This window comes from Pseudoxanthomonas sp. PXM01 (genome assembly GCF_014851815.1).
In the GTDB taxonomy this organism is placed as follows: domain Bacteria; phylum Pseudomonadota; class Gammaproteobacteria; order Xanthomonadales; family Xanthomonadaceae; genus Pseudoxanthomonas_A.
The window spans coordinates 519,503-537,151 of sequence record NZ_JACVAJ010000001.1; the positions used below are offsets into that span (position 1 = coordinate 519,503).

Below are 17,649 nucleotides of genomic sequence, written 5' to 3' on the forward strand. Positions count from 1 at the left end.
TGCAGCGCCCGGACAGGGACGATGCGATGGGCGTCACGGATTCGCGACGCCGTGCGGTACGTGCCCCGCCGCCACATGGTGGCGGGCACTGTCGATATTGTGCTGCGAGTCGTCGAAGAAGATGTCGGCGCCGAAGGCTTCCAGGAACGGCCCCTTGTGACGGCCGCCGAGGAACAGTGCCTCGTCGAGGCGCACGCCCCACTCGCGCAGCGTGCGGATCACACGTTCGTGCGCGGGTGCGGAGCGTGCGGTAACCAGCGCCGTGCGGATCGGCGAGCGCTCGTCCGCCGGGAATACCTGCTGCAACTGATGAAGTGCCGACAGGAAGTTGCGGAACGGGCCACCGGACAGCGGCTCGCGTGCGCGCTCCTGTTCGTGCCTGCCGAAGGCTTCCACACCCTGCTCGCGCGAGATGCGCTCGCTCTCGTCGCCGAAGATGACCGCATCGCCGTCGAAGGCGATCCGCAACTGGTGCTCATGGCGCAGCTGTGGTGCACCGGCAGGCAGGATGGTGGCCGCCGCGATGCCGTGTTCCAGCGAGCGCCGCACCGAGTCCGGATTGGCCGACAGGAACAGATCGGTGCCGAACGGCTTTACGTAGGGCCAGGTCGGTTCGCCCGCAGTGAACGTGGCGCGCACGATGCCCAGGCCATAGTGCTGGATGGAGTTGAAGATGCGCAGCCCGGTATCGGCCGAGTTGCGCGACAGCAGGATCACCTCGACACGCGGCGTGTCGACGGACGCACCGGCATTCAGGGCCAGCAGCTTGCGTACGACCGGGAAAGCGATGCCGGGCGCCAGCACGTCGTCCTCGTGCGTGCGCTGGAAATCGGCATAGGCCTGTACGCCCTCGCGCTCATACAGCGCGTGGCTTTCTTCCAGATCGAACAGGGCGCGCGAGGTGACGGCGACGGTCAGCAGGCGGGGGGTGTTGTCGGCCATGTGCACAGTATCGGCGATCCATGGCGCAGGAGGCGAGACAGCCCCTAGCTTCCGGGCGCCGCCGCGATACGCAGTTGCGCGGGCGGCCCACGGCGGTTGTCCGCGGTCACCGCGCGCACTTCCACCACCAGGTCGATGGGCGCCTGTTGCGCCGGCGGCCCATCGCGCCACAGGAACACGAATTCGCTGCGCCGGCCCTCCACCCGGCTCGACACGGCATCGCGGGGGAAGATCGCGAGCGCGTCGTCCCCCACCACCCGGAACTCGAACCCGAGGTCACGCAGCTTGTAGTCCGTGCCCCGCGGCCACTCCACGCTCAACGTCAGCAAGCCGCTGGCGTCGCAGGACGCCCGGCCATCGACGCCGCGCGTCAGGCTGACCAGTTCCAGCACCGGCGACTTCAGGCCGGCATCGTCCCTGACGGACGCCACCTGGCCCTTTGCAAAGGGCGCGACGCCGGTCGACAGGTTGCAGGCGGCCGCATCGGACACGGCCAGCAAGGCGCACAGCGCCACAGCGCACTTCAATGGCATCGAAACCCCTCCCCGGGTGGATGCGAACCGAACCGCTACGGGGCGCTGGATAGCATGTGTGAGGTGACGCAGCAAGCCGCAATGCGGCGAAACCAGCCTGTCCGTCCGGACAATGCGACTCAGGTCATGAACTGTTCGCTGAGGATGCGCTCTTCGAGGTTGTGTTCGCGATCGAACAACAGCGTCACCGTGCGATCGCGCGATTCCCGGATGGTCACCTCGACCACGTCGCGGACTTCATGCGAGTCCGCGGTGGCGCTGACGGGTCGCTTGTACGGATCCAGCACGCGGAAACGCACTTCGGTGTCCGCTTTCAATATGGCGCCGCGCCAGCGGCGCGGGCGGAACGGGGCGATCGGCGTCAACGCGATGGTGTGCGAACCCAGCGGCAGGATCGGGCCGTGGGCGGAGAAGTTGTACGCCGTGCTGCCGGCTGGCGTGGCCGTCAGCACGCCGTCGCAGATCAGTTCGTCCAGCCGTGTCTCGCCATTGAGATCGATGCAGATGTGCGCCGCCTGCCGGGTCTGGCGCAGCAGCGACACCTCGTTGTATGCCAGCGACGAGGTCGACGTACCGGACTCGGTCAACGCCTGCATCTCCAGCGGACGCAGCTTGGCCGGCTCGGCCGCGCCGATGCGCTCGATGAGGCCGTCCGGACGATAGTGGTTCATCAGGAAACCGACGGTCCCCAGCTTCATGCCGAACACCGGCTTTCCCAGCGCCCCATGGCGATGCAGCGTCTGCAGCATGAAGCCGTCTCCGCCGAGCGCGCACAGCACGTCGGCCTGGTCGGGCGCGTGTGCGCCGTGTTCGCGCTGCAGCGTCGCCAATGCCTCCTGCGCTTCGGGCGTGGGACTTGCGAGGAAGGCGATGCGGGGGTCGGACATCCGAAACTCCATCGTCGGGCCTGCACAGCGTACAGAAAAAAGGCGGCCCGAAGGCCGCCCCGTTTCCATTGCCGTGAGCGAAACTCAGCCCTGCGAGGCCAGTTGCCCCAGACGCTGCACCGCCACCGATGCGGTCGGATAGTCGAGTGTCTTCTGAGCGGCCAGCTCGTTGAGCATGCTGAGCGTGAAGCGCAGGCCCGCGTCGTCACGACCCAGCCATGCCTTGACCTTGGCGTCGGCATTGGCGCCCGGAAGCGACAGCACCTGGTTGGCGAGCGTGCGCTGGTGCGCGGCGAGTTCGTCGCGCAACACGCCACGGGCCACCGCGTGCCAGCGTCCATCCACCTTCAGGGCCTCGATCTGGTCCTGCAGCCACGGCAGGTGCAGGGCCTCGCCCAGGCGGTAGTGGACCTTCGACACCTCGACCGGCTTGAGCTTGCGCGCGCGCGCCAGTTCGATGATGTCGCAGGACGGCTCCAGGTACGGCAGCGCGGCGATCTGGCCAGCCAGTGCCGCCGGCAGGCCCTTGTCCTTCCATTCCTGCAGGCTGGCGTTGTACGCCGGACGCAGCGAATCCGGCAGCACCCCATCGGCCGCACGGATCTCGTTGAAGCCGTCGTGGTAACGCTCCACCGCGGTGGCGATCGCGGGGATCGGTCCCTGACGGGTCAGCAGCCAGCGGGTGAAGTTGCGCTGCACCTGCCAGATGACCTGCAGGGCGTCGATCTGCACCGATTCCGGCACCTGGCCGTCCAGCGCGTCGATCTGGTTCCACAACGCCCGCGCATCCAGTGTTTCGCGGGTGATGGTGAACGCTTTGGCGACCTCTGCCGGCGAGCGGCCGGTGTCTTCCTGCATGCGCAGCAGGAAGGTGGCGCCCATGCGGTTGATGGTGGTGTTGGTGACGGCGGTGGCGATGATCTCGCGCTTCAGGCGGTGCTTCTCCATCTCCGAGGCGTACTTCTTCTGCAGCGGCTGCGGGAAGTAGCGCTGCAGCTCCTTGGACAGGTACGGATCTTCGGGGATGTCGGATTCCAGCAACTGCTGGAACGCCACCAGCTTCGAGTACGACAACAGCACCGACAGCTCGGGCCGGGTCAGGCCCTGCCCGCGTGCCTTGCGTTCCGCGAGCTCCGCATCGGACGGCAGGAACTCGATCTGGCGATCCAGCAGGCCTTGGGATTCCAGCGTCTGGATGAAATGCTGCTTCGAGCCCAGGCGCGACACGCTCATGCGCTCCATCAGGCTGATGGCCTGGTTCTGGCGGTAGTTGTCCCACAGCACCAGGTCGGCGACTTCGTCCGTCATGTCCGCGAGCAGCTTGTTGCGCGCGTCCATCGACAGCTTCTTCGCCTGCACCACGCCGTTGAGCAGGATCTTGATGTTCACCTCATGGTCCGAGGTGTCCACGCCGGCGGAGTTGTCGATGAAGTCGGTATTGAGCAGTACGCCATGCTGCGCGGCTTCGATGCGGCCCAGCTGGGTCAGGCCCAGGTTGCCGCCCTCGCCCACGACCTTGCAGCGCAGGTCGCGGCCATCGACGCGCAGGCCGTTGTTGGCGCGGTCGCCGACGTCGGCGTGCGTTTCGCTGGCGGCCTTGACGTAGGTGCCGATGCCGCCGTTCCACAGCAGGTCGACCGGCGACTTGAGGATGGCGCTCATCAGTTCGTTCGGCGTCATCGACTTCACGCCGTCGGCGATGCCGAGCGCAGCACGCACTTCCGGCGTGATCTCGATGGACTTGGCGCTGCGCGGGTGGATGCCACCGCCCTTGGAGATCAGCTTGGCGTCGTAGTCCGCCCAGCTGGAACGCGGCACCTTGAACATGCGGTCGCGTTCCTTGAATGACTTCGCCGCATCCGGGTTGGGATCCAGGAAGATGTGGCGGTGGTCGAACGCGGCCAGCAGGCGGATGTGTTCCGACAGCAGCATGCCGTTGCCGAACACGTCGCCCGACATGTCGCCGATGCCGACGCAGGTGAAGTCCTCGCTCTGGCTGTCGCGGTTCATCGCGCGGAAGTGGCGCTTGACCGACTCCCACGCGCCGCGCGCGGTGATGCCCATGCCCTTGTGGTCGTAGCCCACCGAACCGCCGGAGGCGAACGCATCGCCCATCCAGAAGCCATGCGCGATGGCCAGGCCGTTGGCGATGTCGGAGAACGTCGCCGTGCCCTTGTCGGCGGCGACGACCAGGTACGGATCGTCCTGGTCATGGCGCACCACGTCGACCGGCGGCACGATCCTGTTGCCGACGATGTTGTCGGTGATGTCCAGCAAGCCCTGGATGAACAGCTTGTAGCAGGCGATGCCTTCGGCGAGCACGGCATCGCGGTCGCCACCCACCGGCGGGCGCTTGACGAAGAAGCCGCCCTTCGCGCCGACCGGCACGATGACGGTGTTCTTCACCATCTGCGCCTTCACCAGGCCCAGCACCTCGGTGCGGAAATCCTCGCGGCGGTCAGACCAGCGCAAACCGCCACGGGCCACCGGGCCGAAGCGCAGGTGCACGCCCTCCACACGCGGACCATAGACGAAGATCTCGCGGTAAGGACGCGGCTTCGGCAGGTCCGGCACCTTGGCCGAATCGAACTTGAAGCTGATGGTGTGCGCCGACGTACCATCCTTGCCGACCTGGTAGAAGCTGGTGCGCAGGGTCGCTTCGATGGCGCCCATGAAGCCGCGCAGGATGCGGTCCTCGTCCAGGCTGGACACGCGGTCCATCAATTTCAGCAGCGCCTGGTGCGCCGCGTCGGCCTGCTGTTCGCGCTTGCCGTCGCGTGCATCGACCAGGGTGGCGAGCGTCTTCTGCGCGGACTCGTCGTTGCCCGCCAGCGGCTTCAGCTGCGCAGCGAAGCGCTCCTGGCCTTCCTTGATCTGCGCCTTGCTCTCGCTGCCGGTCGCCGGGTCGAAACGGGCTTCGAACAGTTCCACCAGCAGGCGTGCGAGCAACGGATAGCGGTTGAGGGTCTCTTCCACATAGCTCTGCGAGAACGGCACGCCGGTCTGCAGCAGGTACTTGCAGTAACCGCGCAGCAACGCGACCTGGCGCCACGCCAGGCCGGCGCCCAGCACCAGCTTGTTGAACCCGTCGTTCTCCGCATCGCCGCGCCACACGCGGGCGAACGCGTCTTCGAACGTCGGAGCCAGCCGCTCGACGTCGAACTCACCGCCTACCGGCTCGACCTCGAACTCCTGGATGTACCGCGCTCCCTGTGCGGTCTCCAGGCGGAACGGATGCTCGGAGATCACGCGCAGGCCCATGTTCTCCATCAGCGGCAGCGCATCGGACAACGGGATGTCGGATTCCTGCTTGTACAGGTTCAGGCGCAGGCGGCCCTGGCCGGGACGCTTGCGGCGGGACTCGTGCAGGCTCAGGCGCAGGTCGTCCTTGCCATCGAGCGCGGCGAGGTGCTCGACGTCGCGCGCGGCGCCTTCCGGCGACACGACTTCGATGTAGCCCGCCGGCAGCGCACGGCCATAACCGCCGGCCAGCAGCAGACCCTTTGACTCGCCGTGACGGCCGATCAGCGTCTCGCGCAGATCGTCCTGCCAATTGCGCAACAGGTGGGCGATGTCGCCTTCGAGCGCGGACGTGTCCACCTCGACCTGCTCGCCTGCCTTCGGACGGATGGTGATGTGCAACTGCGCCAGCGGGGATTCGCCCAGCAGCACGCTGCTGTCGACGTACTCGCCACGCATGGCGTCCTTCAGCAGCGACTCGATGCGCAGGCGCACGTCGGTGTTGAAGCGCTCGCGCGGGATATAGACCAGCGCCGAGTAGAAACGGCCGTAGCGGTCGCGACGCAGGAACAGCTTGCTGCGTACGCGCTCCTGAAGGCCGAGGATGCCCATCGAGGTGCGGAACAGTTCCTCGTCGCTGGACTGGAACAGCTCCTCGCGCGGCAGCGTCTCCAGGATGTGGCGCAGCGCCTTGCCGCTGTGGCCGCTGGGCGACAGGCCGGACTTCTGCATGACGTACTCGTGGCGCTCGCGCACCAGCGGGATCTCCCACGGGCGACGGTTGTAGGCACTCGAGGTGTACAGGCCGATGAAGCGCTGCTCGGCGATCGGATTGCCCTGCGCGTCGAACTCCAATACGCCGATATAGTCCATGTTGCCCGGACGGTGCACGGTGGAGCGGCGGTTGGTCTTGGTCAGGATCAGCGCGTCCACCGAGCCACCCTGCGGCAGGTAGTGCGCGGCCAGCGTCTTGATGTTGCGCGGCGGCGTGGTGTCGCCCTCGCGCAGCAGGCCCAGGCCGCTGTCCTCGACGGCGGCGAGGATGCCGGTGCGCTTCTCGACGCGGTACTCGCGGTAGCCGAAGAAGGTGAAGTGGTCAGCGGCAGCCCAGCGCAGGAACTCCTGCGCCTCGCGACGGCCGTCATCGTCCACCGGCATGCGGCGGGTGGCCATGTCGTCGGCCAGCGCCAGCATCTTCTCGCGCATGCTGGACCAGTCACGCACGATGGCGCGGACCTCCTCCAGGACGCTGCGGATGCGCTTCTCGACCTGCGCCATGTCTTCCGGCGGCAGGCGATCGATCTCCAGCAGCATCAGCGACTCGTGCTTGCCCTCGCCCACCGCGGAGACCTTGCCGGCCTTGTCGCGGGTGAAGCGGACCAGCGGGTGGCCAAGCACGTGCACGCCCACGCCCATCTCGGCCAGCGCCATGCTCACCGAATCGACCAGGAACGGCATGTCGTCGTTGACGATCTGCAGCACGGTGTGCGGCGACTCCCAGCCATGCGTCTTCAGGGAGGCATTGAAGATGCGCACGTTGGCGGTGCCCGGCTTGCGGCTGCGCGCGAACGCGAGCGTGTCCGCGGCGATCGCCGCCCAGCCATCGGCGCTGTGATGCGGGTACTCGTCCTCTTCCATGCGCTTGTAGAACGCGTCGGCGAACGTACGCGCCTCGGCCTGCGCCGCGGTGCCGGATACGCGCTTGCGGATGGCATCGAGAATGGGGGACAGCGAGAACGTGTCGCCCGACTTCACCGCTGCCTTGCCCTGCTCCCCTGCGGCCTTCGCCGCCTTCACCGGTCGGGCAGCCACCTTCTTGGTGGGCGTCGCCTTCGGGCTCACCGACTTCGTGGCCTTTGCGGCTTCCGGTTTGGACGTCTTTTTCGAGGCTTTTTTGGGGCTGCGCGCAGCGTTCATGCAGAGAATGACTCAACAAGTGGTAGTCGAATGGTCATTGTATCTCCGGGCGCCATGACAAAACTTGCTGCGAGGCGTCATAAGCGTGGCTTGCAATCGCACGTGGGATTGTCTAGCGCGAGCCTGGTGCAGCGACCGGTTGCATGCGGCTCGGCGGATCGACGAGAACGACGCCAAGATTCGGCAGTGCGCACAAGCAGGCCCCGCTCCATCACGTGTTCTTTACAAATTCCGTGCCCGCCTTTGCGCACGGAAATGCGGTGCTTTCAAGCCTGTCAAAATTCTAAACTGGACGGTATAGTCTAGACCCCATGCGCCCCGCCCCCACCCCTGCCGCGCCCGATCAACGTCGCGCCCGCGTCCACCAGGCCGTGCGCGAACTCATGTCCGAACAGGGCTTCCGCATGAGCATGGATACCGTGGCGGCACGGGCAGGCTGCTCCAAGCAGACGCTTTACGCACACTTCGGCAGCAAGCAGGAGCTGTTGCGAAGCGTGATCGCCGAACACCAGGACCTGGCGACCGTACCGCTGTCGCCCGTGGTCGAGGACCCGCGTGCCGCACTGCTGGCGTTCGCGAGGGAACACCTCCGGCACCTCAACGATCCCATCATCGTCTCCACCAGCCGCCTGCTGACCGCGGAAGCGCACCAGTTTCCCGACGAATCGCGCGATCTCTACCAGCAAGCCTGCGATACTTTGGTCCAGCGCCTCGCCACCTGGCTGCAGCATGCGATGGACCAGGGCCGGCTGAGGCATGACGATCCGCACTACGCCGCGGAGCTGCTGCTCAGCATGATCGTGGGAATGGATTTCGAACGGCAGCGTTTCGGCGTGGCCCACCGCGCAGGCGACCGTGCGCGCCGACGCTGGGCCGAATTCTCGATCGACACCTTCCTGCGAGCCTTCGCCCCCACGCCCGAAGACGACGCTCCGGCGCCCTCTCCTGCGGGCCGCCGTATCCGCTCACCGCATTCCTCTCCCACGTCTCCAAGAAAAAGAAACGGAGTTTCCCCATGACGTCCCCCATCCGTTCCCTCGCCCTGGCCAGCGCACTGCTGGCGGTCCTCGCGGCCTGCAGCAAGCCCGAACAGCAGCAGATGCCGCCGCCCGAAGTGGTGGTGATGAGCGCCACGCCAAAGGACGTGCCGCTGCAGCGCGACCTGGTGGGCCGCCTCTCGCCGATCCGCAGTTCCGACGTGCGCGCCCGCGTGGCCGGCGTGGTGCAGAAGCGCGTCTACCAGGAAGGCAGCGATGTGAAGGAAGGCCAGACGCTGTTCCTCATCGATCCTGCTCCGCTGCAGGCATCGCTCAGCGCGGCGCAGGCAAGCCTGGCGTCGGCACAGGCGACCTACGCGAACGCCAAGGTGTCCGCCGACCGCGCACGCCAGCTGGCGCCACAGAAGTTCGTATCCAAGTCGGACCTGGACAACGCCGAAGCCGCCGAGCGCAGCGCCGCCGCCGCCGTGCAGCAGGCCCGCGCGAATGTGGAAGCTGCCCGCATCAACCTGGGCTATGCCTCGGTCACCGCGCCTATCTCCGGCCGCGCCGGCAAGCAGCAGGTCACCGAAGGCGCGCTGGTCGGCCAGGGCGACGCCACGCTGCTTACCACCATCGACCAGATCGATTCGCTGTACGCCAACTTCTCGATGAGCTCGAGCGAGCTGCAGACCCTGCGCCAGGCACAGGGCGACGGCAAGGTGCAGCTGGCGGGCGAAGGCCAGCGCACCGTGCAGGTGATCCTGCCGAACGGCCAGGCCATCGACCAGACCGGCACGCTGGACTTCTCCGATACCGTCGTCGACCCCGCCACCGGCAGCGTCTCGCTGCGCGCCACCGTACCGAACGCCGACCGCACGCTGTTGCCCGGCACCTTCGTCACCCTGCGCGCGACGCTGGGTGAACAGAAGGGCGCGTTCCTGGTCCCGCAGGGCGCCATCCAGCGCGACACCGTCAGCGCCTTCGCCATGGTGATCGGCAAGGACGGCAACGTCGTTCGCAAGAACATCACCACCCAGCAGGCCATCGGCGCCGACTGGCTGGTCACCGACGGCCTGACGGCCGGCGACCAGCTCATCGTCGAAGGCCTGCAGAAGGTCAAGGAAGGCGCACCCGCCAAGGGCGTGACCGCCGAACAGGCCGCTGCCGCGAAAGCCGCGCAGGCCAAGCCCGCGCCGGCGCAAGGCAAGGCCGAATAAGAAGGACCCGCCCCCATGCCCAAGTTCTTCATCAACCATCCGATCTTCGCCTGGGTCGTGTCGATCCTGATCTCGCTCGCCGGCGTGATCGCGATCCTCAACCTCGGCGTCGAGTCCTATCCCTCCATCGCACCGCCGCAGGTCACGGTGGGCGCCACCTACCCCGGCGCCAGCGCCGAGACCACCGAGCGCTCGGTGACCCAGGTCATCGAGCAACAGCTCACCGGTATCGACAACCTGCTGTATTTCAGCTCCAGTTCCAGCTCATCCGGTCGCGCCACGATCACCCTGACGTTCGAGACGGGCACCGACGCGGACATCGCGCAGGTGCAGGTGCAGAACAAGGTCTCGCTGGCGACGCCGCGCCTGCCGAGCGAAGTCACCGCACAGGGCGTGGTGGTGGCCAAGGCCAACGCCGGCTTCCTGATGGTGGTGGGCCTGCAGTCCGACAACCCGAGCATCGACCGCAACCGCCTGAACGACATCGTCGCCTCGCGCGTGCTGGACCAGATCTCGCGCGTCCCCGGCGTCGGCAGCACGCAGCACTTCGGTTCCGAGTACGCCATGAACCTGTGGCTGGACCCGGGCAAGCTGCAGGGCTACAACCTGTCGGCCACCGAAGTGCTGACCGCGGTACGCAGCCAGAACGTGCAGTTCGCCGCCGGTTCGGTCGGCTCCGATCCCGCACCCGAAGGCCAGGCGTTCACCGCGACGGTGTCGGCGGAGGGTCGCTTCACCTCGCCGGACCAGTTCGAGCAGATCATCCTGCGCGCCAACAGCGACGGTTCGACCGTGCGCCTGAAGGACGTCGCGCGCGTCGAGTTCGGCGCGCAGAACTTCGGCTTCGATACCCAGTTCAACGGCAAGCCCGTCGGCGCCTTCGCCATCCAGCTGCTGCCGGGCGCCAATGCACTGAACGTGGCCGAGGCCGTGCGCGCCAAGATGGACGAGCTGCAGCCCAGCTTCCCGCCCGGCGTCAGCTGGTTCTCGCCGTACGACACCACCACCTTCGTCAAGATCTCGATCGAGGAAGTCGTCAAGACGCTGATCGAGGCGGTGATCCTGGTGTTCCTGGTGATGCTGGTGTTCCTGCAGAACTTCCGCGCCACCATCATCCCCACGCTGGTCATCCCGGTCGCCCTGCTGGGCACCTTCTGGGGCCTCAGCCTGATCGGCTTCACCATCAACCAGCTGACCATGTTCGCACTGGTGCTGGCCATCGGTATCGTGGTGGACGACGCCATCGTGGTGATCGAGAACGTCGAGCGCATCATGGCGGAGGAAAAACTCCCGCCGCGCGAAGCGACGATCAAGGCGATGGGCCAGATCACCGGCGCCGTCATCGCGATCACCGTGGTGCTGGCGGCGGTGTTCATCCCGTCGGCGCTGCAGGGCGGTGCCTCGGGCGAGATCTACAAGCAGTTCGCGCTGACCATCGCCATCTCGATGGCCTTCTCGGCGTTCCTGGCGCTGGGCTTCACCCCGGCGCTGTGCGCGACGTTCCTGAAGCAGCACGAGCACGACAGCCACGAGAAGAAGAACATCGTCTTCCGTACCTTCGAGAAGTACTACGGCAAGATCGAGAAGACCTACGTCGGCCACATCGGCGCGGCCATCAAGCATGCGCCGCGCTGGATGATCGTGTTCGCCCTGTTGACGGTGCTGGCCGGCTTCATGTTCACCAAGCTGCCCAGCAGCTTCGTGCCCGAGGAAGACCAGGGCTACGCGCTGGCCATCGTGCAGCTGCCACCGGGCAACTCGCTGCAGAAGACCAAGCAGGTGTTCACCCAGATCCGCGGCACACTGCAGCAGATGGACGGCTTCGACAGCGTCATGGAGATCTCCGGCTTCAGCTTCCTGGGCCAAGGCGAGAACGTGGGCATGGCCTTCATCCGCCTCAAGCACTGGGACGAGCGCGACGTCACCGTGCCGGAGTTCATCCAGCAGGCCAACCAGCGCCTGTACGGTATCAAGGGCGCGCAGATCTTCGTGGTGAACCTGCCGACCATCCAGGGCCTCGGCCAGTTCGGCGGCTTCGACATGTGGCTGCAGGACCGTGCGGGCCTGGGCGAGGAAGCCCTGATGGCCGCCCGCAATCAGCTGCTGGGCGCGGCGGCGCAGGACAAGGGGCTGATGGCGGTGCGTCCCAACACGCTGGAGAACGCCCCGCAGCTGCAGTTGCACGTGGACCGCGTGCAGTCGCAGGCGATGGGCATGTCGTTGAGCGACATCTACAACGGCATCCAGCTGATGCTGGCGCCGGTGTATGTCAACGACTTCTTCTATGAAGGCCGCATCAAGCGCGTGAACATGCGCGCCGACGCCCCGTACCGCACCGGCGCGGACTCGCTGGCGCGCATCTATTCGCCCAGCAGCCAGCAGACCGACGCCAGCGGCGGCCGCGCGATGATCCCGCTGTCCAACGTGGTGCAGTCCTCGTGGGCCTCGGTGCCGCCGTCGCTGTCGCGCTACAACGGCTACTCCGCGGTCAACATCAACGGTGCCGCCGCACCGGGCAGTTCGTCCGGCCAGGCGATGACGACCATGGAGAACATCGTCACCGAGCAGCTGCCGCAGGGCTTCGGCTACGACTGGAGCGGCATGTCGTACCAGGAGATCCTGGCCGGCAACAGCGCCACGCTGCTGATGGTGCTGTCGATCGTGGTGGTGTTCCTCTGCCTGGCCGCGTTGTACGAAAGCTGGTCGATCCCGGTGGCGGTGCTGCTGGTGGTGCCCCTGGGCGCCCTGGGCGCGCTGGCCTTCACCATGATGCGCGGGCTGTCGAACGACCTGTTCTTCAAGATCGGCCTGATCACCATCATCGGCCTGGCAGCGAAGAACGCGATCCTGATCGTCGAGTTCGCCGTCATGGAACGCAAGCAGGGCAAGACGCTGCGCGATGCGGTCATCACGGCCTCGCACCTGCGCTTCCGCCCGATCCTGATGACCTCGTTCGCCTTCATCATGGGCGTGCTGCCGATGGCGATTTCGAGCGGCGCGGGCGCCAATGCCCGTCATGCGATCGGCACCGGCGTCATCGGCGGCATGGTGTTCGCCACCTTCCTCGGCCTGCTGCTGATCCCGGTGTTCTTCGTGGCGGTCCGTCGCCTGCTGGGCGACAGGATGGACGAGCCGTCGAAGGAGTACCTGCTGGAACAGGAGAATCCCGCTTCGCGCTGATCGCGCAGGCGGTAGGCTCCACTCGGACAGCCCCGGCAAACGCCGGGGCTGTTTCGTTACGGGCCGGGTAGTGGAGAGAGTAATTACGGTTTCAGTCCCTGGGGGCGCTATCAGATGCGCCGTGTGCACACCGATTCCGCGTCCGCGCAAGGGCCTAAACCCACTTCTAGCGTGCGTCTCAAACCCTGATAATCCGACCCGCCATGCTGTCGAGCCTGCCCTCGCCCGCTCGTCGCTCTCCCGACTCCCCCGCATCCAAGACGAACCGACCATGACACGGAAAGACCCCCAGGCACGGAAAAAGCCCTCCACCACCTTGCGCATGGTCCTCATGCTGATAGGTGTCGCCGTCGTGTTCGGCGGTGTGTTCATCGTCAAAGGAGGGTTCAGCGCCAAGACGAACGAATTCTTCGACAACATGCCGCAGCCAGCGGCCGCCGTCACCGACTGGACCGCCAAGCAGGAAGAGTGGATCGACGCACAACAGGCCGTCGGCACGTTCGTCGCGATCAACGGCACCGACGTCACCACCGAGGCCGGCGGCGTGGTGCGCAGCCTCTCGATCGACGTGGGCAAGCCGGTCAAGGCCGGCACCGTGCTCGCGCAGCTCAACAGCGCCAATGAGCTGGCCGTGCTGAAATCGCTGGAAGCCTCCTCCAAGCTGGCATCGGTACAACGCGACCGCTGGCAAGCGCTGGCCCGCGACAAGCTGGTCTCGCAAGCCGAGGCCGAAGAACGCTCCACCGTGGCGGCGACCTCGCTGGCGCAGGTCGAGGCGCAGCGCGCCCTGATCGCGCAGAAGACCATCCGCGCCCCGTTCGACGGCGTGCTGGGCATCCGCAAGGTCAACCTGGGCCAGTACCTCAACCCGGGAGACGCCATCGTCAGCCTGCAGTCGCTGGACCCGATCTACCTCGACTTCACCCTGCCCGAGCAGCGCGTGGGCCAGGTACTGCCGGGGGCGAAGATCCGCGCAACCGTCGATGCCCTGCCCGGTCAGGTGTTCGAAGGCGAAGTGACGGCGGTCGAACCGCAGGTCGACCCGGCCACGCGCAACTTCAAGGTGCAGGCGACGCTGGCCAATGGCGAGTACAACCTGCGCCCGGGCGCGTTCGCCCACGTCGGCTTCGACACCGGCGATGCCCGCAAGGTCGTGGTGGTGCCGCAGACGGCGATCAGCTTCAACCCGTACGGCAACGCCGTCTACGTGATCCAGGAGGTCGACCGCGCCAAGGGCGAGAAGGACATGCAGGGCAATGACCTGACCGGCAAGAAGCTGATCGTGCGCCAGCGTTTCGTGAAGACCGGCGCTGCCCGCGGCGACCTGATCGCGGTGACCGAAGGCCTGAAGCCCGGCGAGCGCGTCGCCACCAGCGGCCTGCTGAAGCTGCGCAACGATGCTGAAGTGACGGTCAACAACAAGGTGCAGCCGGTGACCGAGGCCCAGCCCAAGCCCGAAAACCGTTGACGGAGCGACGGCATGAAATTCACCGACATCTTCATCAACAAGCCGGTGCTGGCGATCGTCGTCAGTCTCTTCATCCTGCTGTTCGGCCTGCGCTCGTTCAGCGAATTGAACGTGCGCCAGTACCCCGAGCTGCGCAATGCCGTGGTCAACATCAGCACCACTTATTACGGTGCGGATGCGGACCTGATCCAGGGCTTCATCACAACCCCGCTGGAGCGGGAAGTCGCCAGTGCCGAAGGCATCGAGTATCTGACCTCGACCAGTTCCGCCGGCGTCAGCGTGATCCAGGCGTACATCCAGCTGGACCAGGACGCGAACGAAGCGCTGACCCAGATCGCCGCCAAGGTCAACAAGATGCGCGGCCAGTTGCCGCCTGAGTCCGAGGACCCGGTGATCGACCTGCAGCAGGGTCAGCAGATCGCGGCGATGTACGTGTCCTTCGCCAGCGAAACGCTCGACAACAACCAGATCACCGACTACCTGACCCGCGTGGTCCAGCCCAAGCTGGTCACCGTGTCCGGCGTGCAGCGTGCCGACATCCTCGGTGCGGGCACGTTCGCGATGCGCGTATGGCTTAAGCCCGACCGCATGACCGCGCTGCAGGTGACCGCCAGCGACGTGTCGACCGCGCTGTCGTCCAACAACGTGCTGGCGGCGGTGGGTTCGACCAAGGGCCAGATGGTCGCTATCGATATGACGGCGCGTACCGACCTGCGCAATGCCGACGAGTTCCGCCAGCTGATCATTCGCGAGCAGAACGGCGCCATCGTGCGCCTCGGCGACGTGGCCGACGTGCAGCTGGGATCGGAAAGCTACGGCACGTCGGTCCGCATCAACGGTGAAGCCGCCACGTTCATGGGCATCTTCGTGGCCCCGGACGCCAATTCGCTGGACGTCATCAAGAACGTGCGGGCGATGTGGGACAGCGAAATCGTCCCGCAGCTGCCGGAAGGCATCAAGGCCACGATCCCCTACGACAGCACCGAGCAGATCCAGGACGCCATCGACGAGGTGGTCAGTACCATCGTGGAAGCGGTGATCATCGTGATCGTGGTGATCTTCCTGTTCCTGGGTTCGCTGCGCAGCGTGCTGATCCCGGCGGTGACGGTGCCACTGTCGCTGGTGGGCGCCCTGTTCCTGATGCTGCTGATGGGCTTCACCATCAACCTGCTGACGTTGCTGGCGATGGTGCTGGCGATCGGCATCGTGGTGGACGACGCCATCATCGTGCTGGAGAACATCCACCGGCATATCGAAGAAGGCATGTCGCCGCACGACGCGGCGATCCGCGGTGCGCGCGAACTGGCATGGCCGGTGGTCGCGATGACCACCACGCTGGTGGCCGTGTACCTGCCCATCGGCTTCCAGGGCGGCATGACCGGCGTGCTGTTCACCGAGTTCGCCTTCACTCTGGCCGGCTCGGTGCTGCTGTCGGGCGTGATCGCGCTGACGCTGACACCCATGATGTGCGCCAAGATCCTCAAGCCGCACAGCGATGGCGGCAAGGGCAAACTGGAAAAGTGGCTGGATGAGCGCTTCGAGAAGCTCAACGCCGGCTACCAGCGCCGCCTGCACGGCACGATGGAAACCAAGTCGGTCGTCGGCGTGTTCGGCATCCTGGTGCTGGTCTCGTGCGCGTTCCTGTACATGACCGCGCCGAAGGAGCCGGCGCCGCTGGAGGACGAAGGCTTCATCTTCTCCGTCGCCAGCGCCGACCCCTACTCCACCCTGGACTACGTGGAGCGCTACACCGAGGAAGTGACGTCGATCGCCAAGGGCGTGCCCGAAGTGCAGGATTACTTCCTGTTCAACGGTGGCTTCGGTGGCAGCGGCGGCGGTGCGAGCCCCAGCGCGATGGCGGGCTTCGTGCTGAAGCCCTGGAGCGAGCGCGACCGGTCGACCAATGCGGTGCTGCAGCAGGAACTGCAGCCGAAGATGAGCCAGGTCAGCGGCCTGAACATCTTCGCGCTGGTCCCTCCCTCGTTGCCCAGCGCAGGCGGCGACGGCGGCGGTGGCGAGTTCATCATCGGTGGCGTCGGCGAACTGAGCCAACTGGCCGAACTCGCCGATCAGATCCTGGCGAAGGCGATGGAAAGCAAGCGCTTCATCTTCCTGGACAAGGATCTGAAGATCGACAAGCCACGCATCGAGGTCAACATCGACCGCGACAAGGCCGCGAGCCTGGGCATCGACATGCGGACGCTGGCCGCGGACATGGCCGCCATGCTGTCGGGCGGTTATACCAACCGCTTCGCCATGCAGAACCGCTCGTACCTGGTGATCCCGCAGGTGCAGCGCAGCGACCGCCTCAACGCCAGCGACCTGGAGAACTACTACACGCGTACCCGCGATGGCGAGCTGATCCCGCTGTCGACGCTGGTGACGCTGAAGGAAAGTGCACAGCCGCAGTCGCTGAAGCGGTTCCAGCAGCTCAACGCCGTGTCCATCACCTTCGCGCCGCGTCCCGGCGTCACCAAGGGTGAAGCGCTGGCGATTCTCGACCAGGCGGCAAAGGACGTATTGCCGCAGGGCTACTCGGTGGACTACGCCGGTGAATCGCGCCAGTTCAAGCAGGAAGGCGCCGCCATGCTGGTCACGCTGGCGCTGGCGCTGATCGTGATCTTCCTGGTGCTGGCCGCGCAGTTCGAAAGCTTCCGCGATGCGCTGATCATGCTGCTGACCGTCCCGATGGCGATCTGTGGCGCCCTGCTGACGTTGAATGTCCTGTCCCTGGTGTCGCAGGTCCTCCAGTTCTCGGGCATCGAAGCCTTCCCCGGTATGAGCATCAACATCTATACCCAGGTGGGTCTGGTGACGCTGGTCGGCGTGATCTCCAAGCACGGCATCCTGATCGTGGAGTTCGCCAACAAGCTGCAGATGGAACGCGGCCTGTCCAAGCGTGAAGCGATCGAGGAAGCCGCGGCGATCCGCCTGCGTCCGGTGCTGATGACCACCGCTGCGCTGGTGTTCGCGATGATCCCGCTGCTGATCGCGAGCGGCCCGGGTGCCGCGTCGCGCTTCTCGATGGGCGTGGTGATCGCCTCGGGCATGACCATCGGTACGCTGTTCACGCTGTTCGTGCTGCCGGCGTTCTACCTGTACCTGGCGCGCGACCATGCGCATGACCGCGACCATGAGACTGCGATGCAGCGGGACGACGCCGATGGACAGCCGCCGGAACCCGCGGCCGGTCACTGATCGGCGGCGAACGCCTTGCAAGACCCGAAACCCCGGCGATGCCGGGGTTTCTTTTTGGGGCCTACGGCCGACCGTGCGCGACGCAGG

9 protein-coding genes are annotated in these 17,649 nt (G+C 66.2%); 5 read left to right on the forward strand and 4 right to left on the reverse strand.

Features of this window, described 5'->3' with window-relative positions; genetic code table 11:
• Positions 1–33: 33 nt before the first annotated feature.
• The 4 genes from IB230_RS02310 to IB230_RS02325 all read right to left on the reverse strand — a co-directional run bounded on the left by IB230_RS02310 (position 34) and on the right by IB230_RS02325 (position 7,444).
• A complete protein-coding gene (locus IB230_RS02310; RefSeq protein WP_192268334.1) occupies positions 34–942 on the reverse strand; it encodes a 5'-nucleotidase in 909 nt (302 codons plus the stop codon).
• Between the two features lie 44 nt (positions 943–986).
• Positions 987–1,475: a hypothetical protein gene (locus IB230_RS02315; protein WP_192268336.1), complete on the reverse strand. Its 489-nt coding sequence runs from the start codon at positions 1,473–1,475 to the stop codon at positions 987–989.
• A 119-nt stretch (positions 1,476–1,594) separates the two neighbouring features.
• Positions 1,595–2,362 (reverse strand): NAD kinase, encoded by a 768-nt coding sequence (locus tag IB230_RS02320; RefSeq protein ID WP_192268338.1) that lies wholly within the window; start codon positions 2,360–2,362, stop codon positions 1,595–1,597.
• A gap of 84 nt (positions 2,363–2,446) precedes the next feature.
• Entirely contained in the window at positions 2,447–7,444 is a 4,998-nt protein-coding gene (locus IB230_RS02325; RefSeq protein WP_343227241.1) for an NAD-glutamate dehydrogenase domain-containing protein, read from the reverse strand.
• A 386-nt stretch (positions 7,445–7,830) separates the two neighbouring features.
• On the opposite strand from IB230_RS02325, the gene IB230_RS02330 reads away from it, so the two are divergent.
• The 5 genes from IB230_RS02330 to IB230_RS02350 all read left to right on the forward strand — a co-directional run bounded on the left by IB230_RS02330 (position 7,831) and on the right by IB230_RS02350 (position 17,562).
• Complete coding sequence (locus IB230_RS02330) at positions 7,831–8,538, forward strand: TetR/AcrR family transcriptional regulator (protein ID WP_192268342.1); 708 nt, start codon at positions 7,831–7,833, stop codon at positions 8,536–8,538.
• Complete coding sequence (locus IB230_RS02335; protein ID WP_192268344.1) at positions 8,535–9,716, forward strand: efflux RND transporter periplasmic adaptor subunit; 1,182 nt, start codon at positions 8,535–8,537, stop codon at positions 9,714–9,716. The genes IB230_RS02330 and IB230_RS02335 overlap by 4 nt, the downstream gene beginning before the upstream one ends.
• Before the next feature lie 15 nt (positions 9,717–9,731).
• Positions 9,732–12,896, forward strand: coding sequence for an efflux RND transporter permease subunit (locus IB230_RS02340; protein WP_192268346.1), 3,165 nt, complete (start codon positions 9,732–9,734; stop codon positions 12,894–12,896).
• Positions 12,897–13,167: 271 nt separating this feature from the next.
• Positions 13,168–14,364 carry an efflux RND transporter periplasmic adaptor subunit gene (locus IB230_RS02345; RefSeq protein WP_192268348.1) on the forward strand — a complete coding sequence of 399 codons (1,197 nt, stop codon included), beginning with the start codon at positions 13,168–13,170 and terminating at the stop codon, positions 14,362–14,364.
• A gap of 12 nt (positions 14,365–14,376) precedes the next feature.
• Positions 14,377–17,562 carry an efflux RND transporter permease subunit gene (locus IB230_RS02350; protein WP_192268350.1) on the forward strand — a complete coding sequence of 1,062 codons (3,186 nt, stop codon included), beginning with the start codon at positions 14,377–14,379 and terminating at the stop codon, positions 17,560–17,562.
• Positions 17,563–17,649: the final 87 nt, after the last annotated feature.

Excerpts from the sequence above, each read along its gene's own strand:
- IB230_RS02345 (WP_192268348.1), top strand. The coding sequence starts at position 13,168 with ATGACACGGAAAGACCCCCAGGCACGGAAAAAGCCCTCCACCACCTTG.
- IB230_RS02340 (WP_192268346.1), top strand. The coding sequence starts at position 9,732 with ATGCCCAAGTTCTTCATCAACCATCCGATCTTCGCCTGGGTCGTGTCG.
- IB230_RS02335 (WP_192268344.1), top strand. The coding sequence starts at position 8,535 with ATGACGTCCCCCATCCGTTCCCTCGCCCTGGCCAGCGCACTGCTGGCG.
- IB230_RS02330 (WP_192268342.1), top strand. The coding sequence starts at position 7,831 with ATGCGCCCCGCCCCCACCCCTGCCGCGCCCGATCAACGTCGCGCCCGC.
- IB230_RS02320 (WP_192268338.1), bottom strand. The coding sequence starts at position 2,362 with ATGTCCGACCCCCGCATCGCCTTCCTCGCAAGTCCCACGCCCGAAGCG.
- IB230_RS02310 (WP_192268334.1), bottom strand. The coding sequence starts at position 942 with ATGGCCGACAACACCCCCCGCCTGCTGACCGTCGCCGTCACCTCGCGC.
- IB230_RS02315 (WP_192268336.1), bottom strand. The coding sequence starts at position 1,475 with ATGCCATTGAAGTGCGCTGTGGCGCTGTGCGCCTTGCTGGCCGTGTCC.
- IB230_RS02350 (WP_192268350.1), top strand. The coding sequence starts at position 14,377 with ATGAAATTCACCGACATCTTCATCAACAAGCCGGTGCTGGCGATCGTC.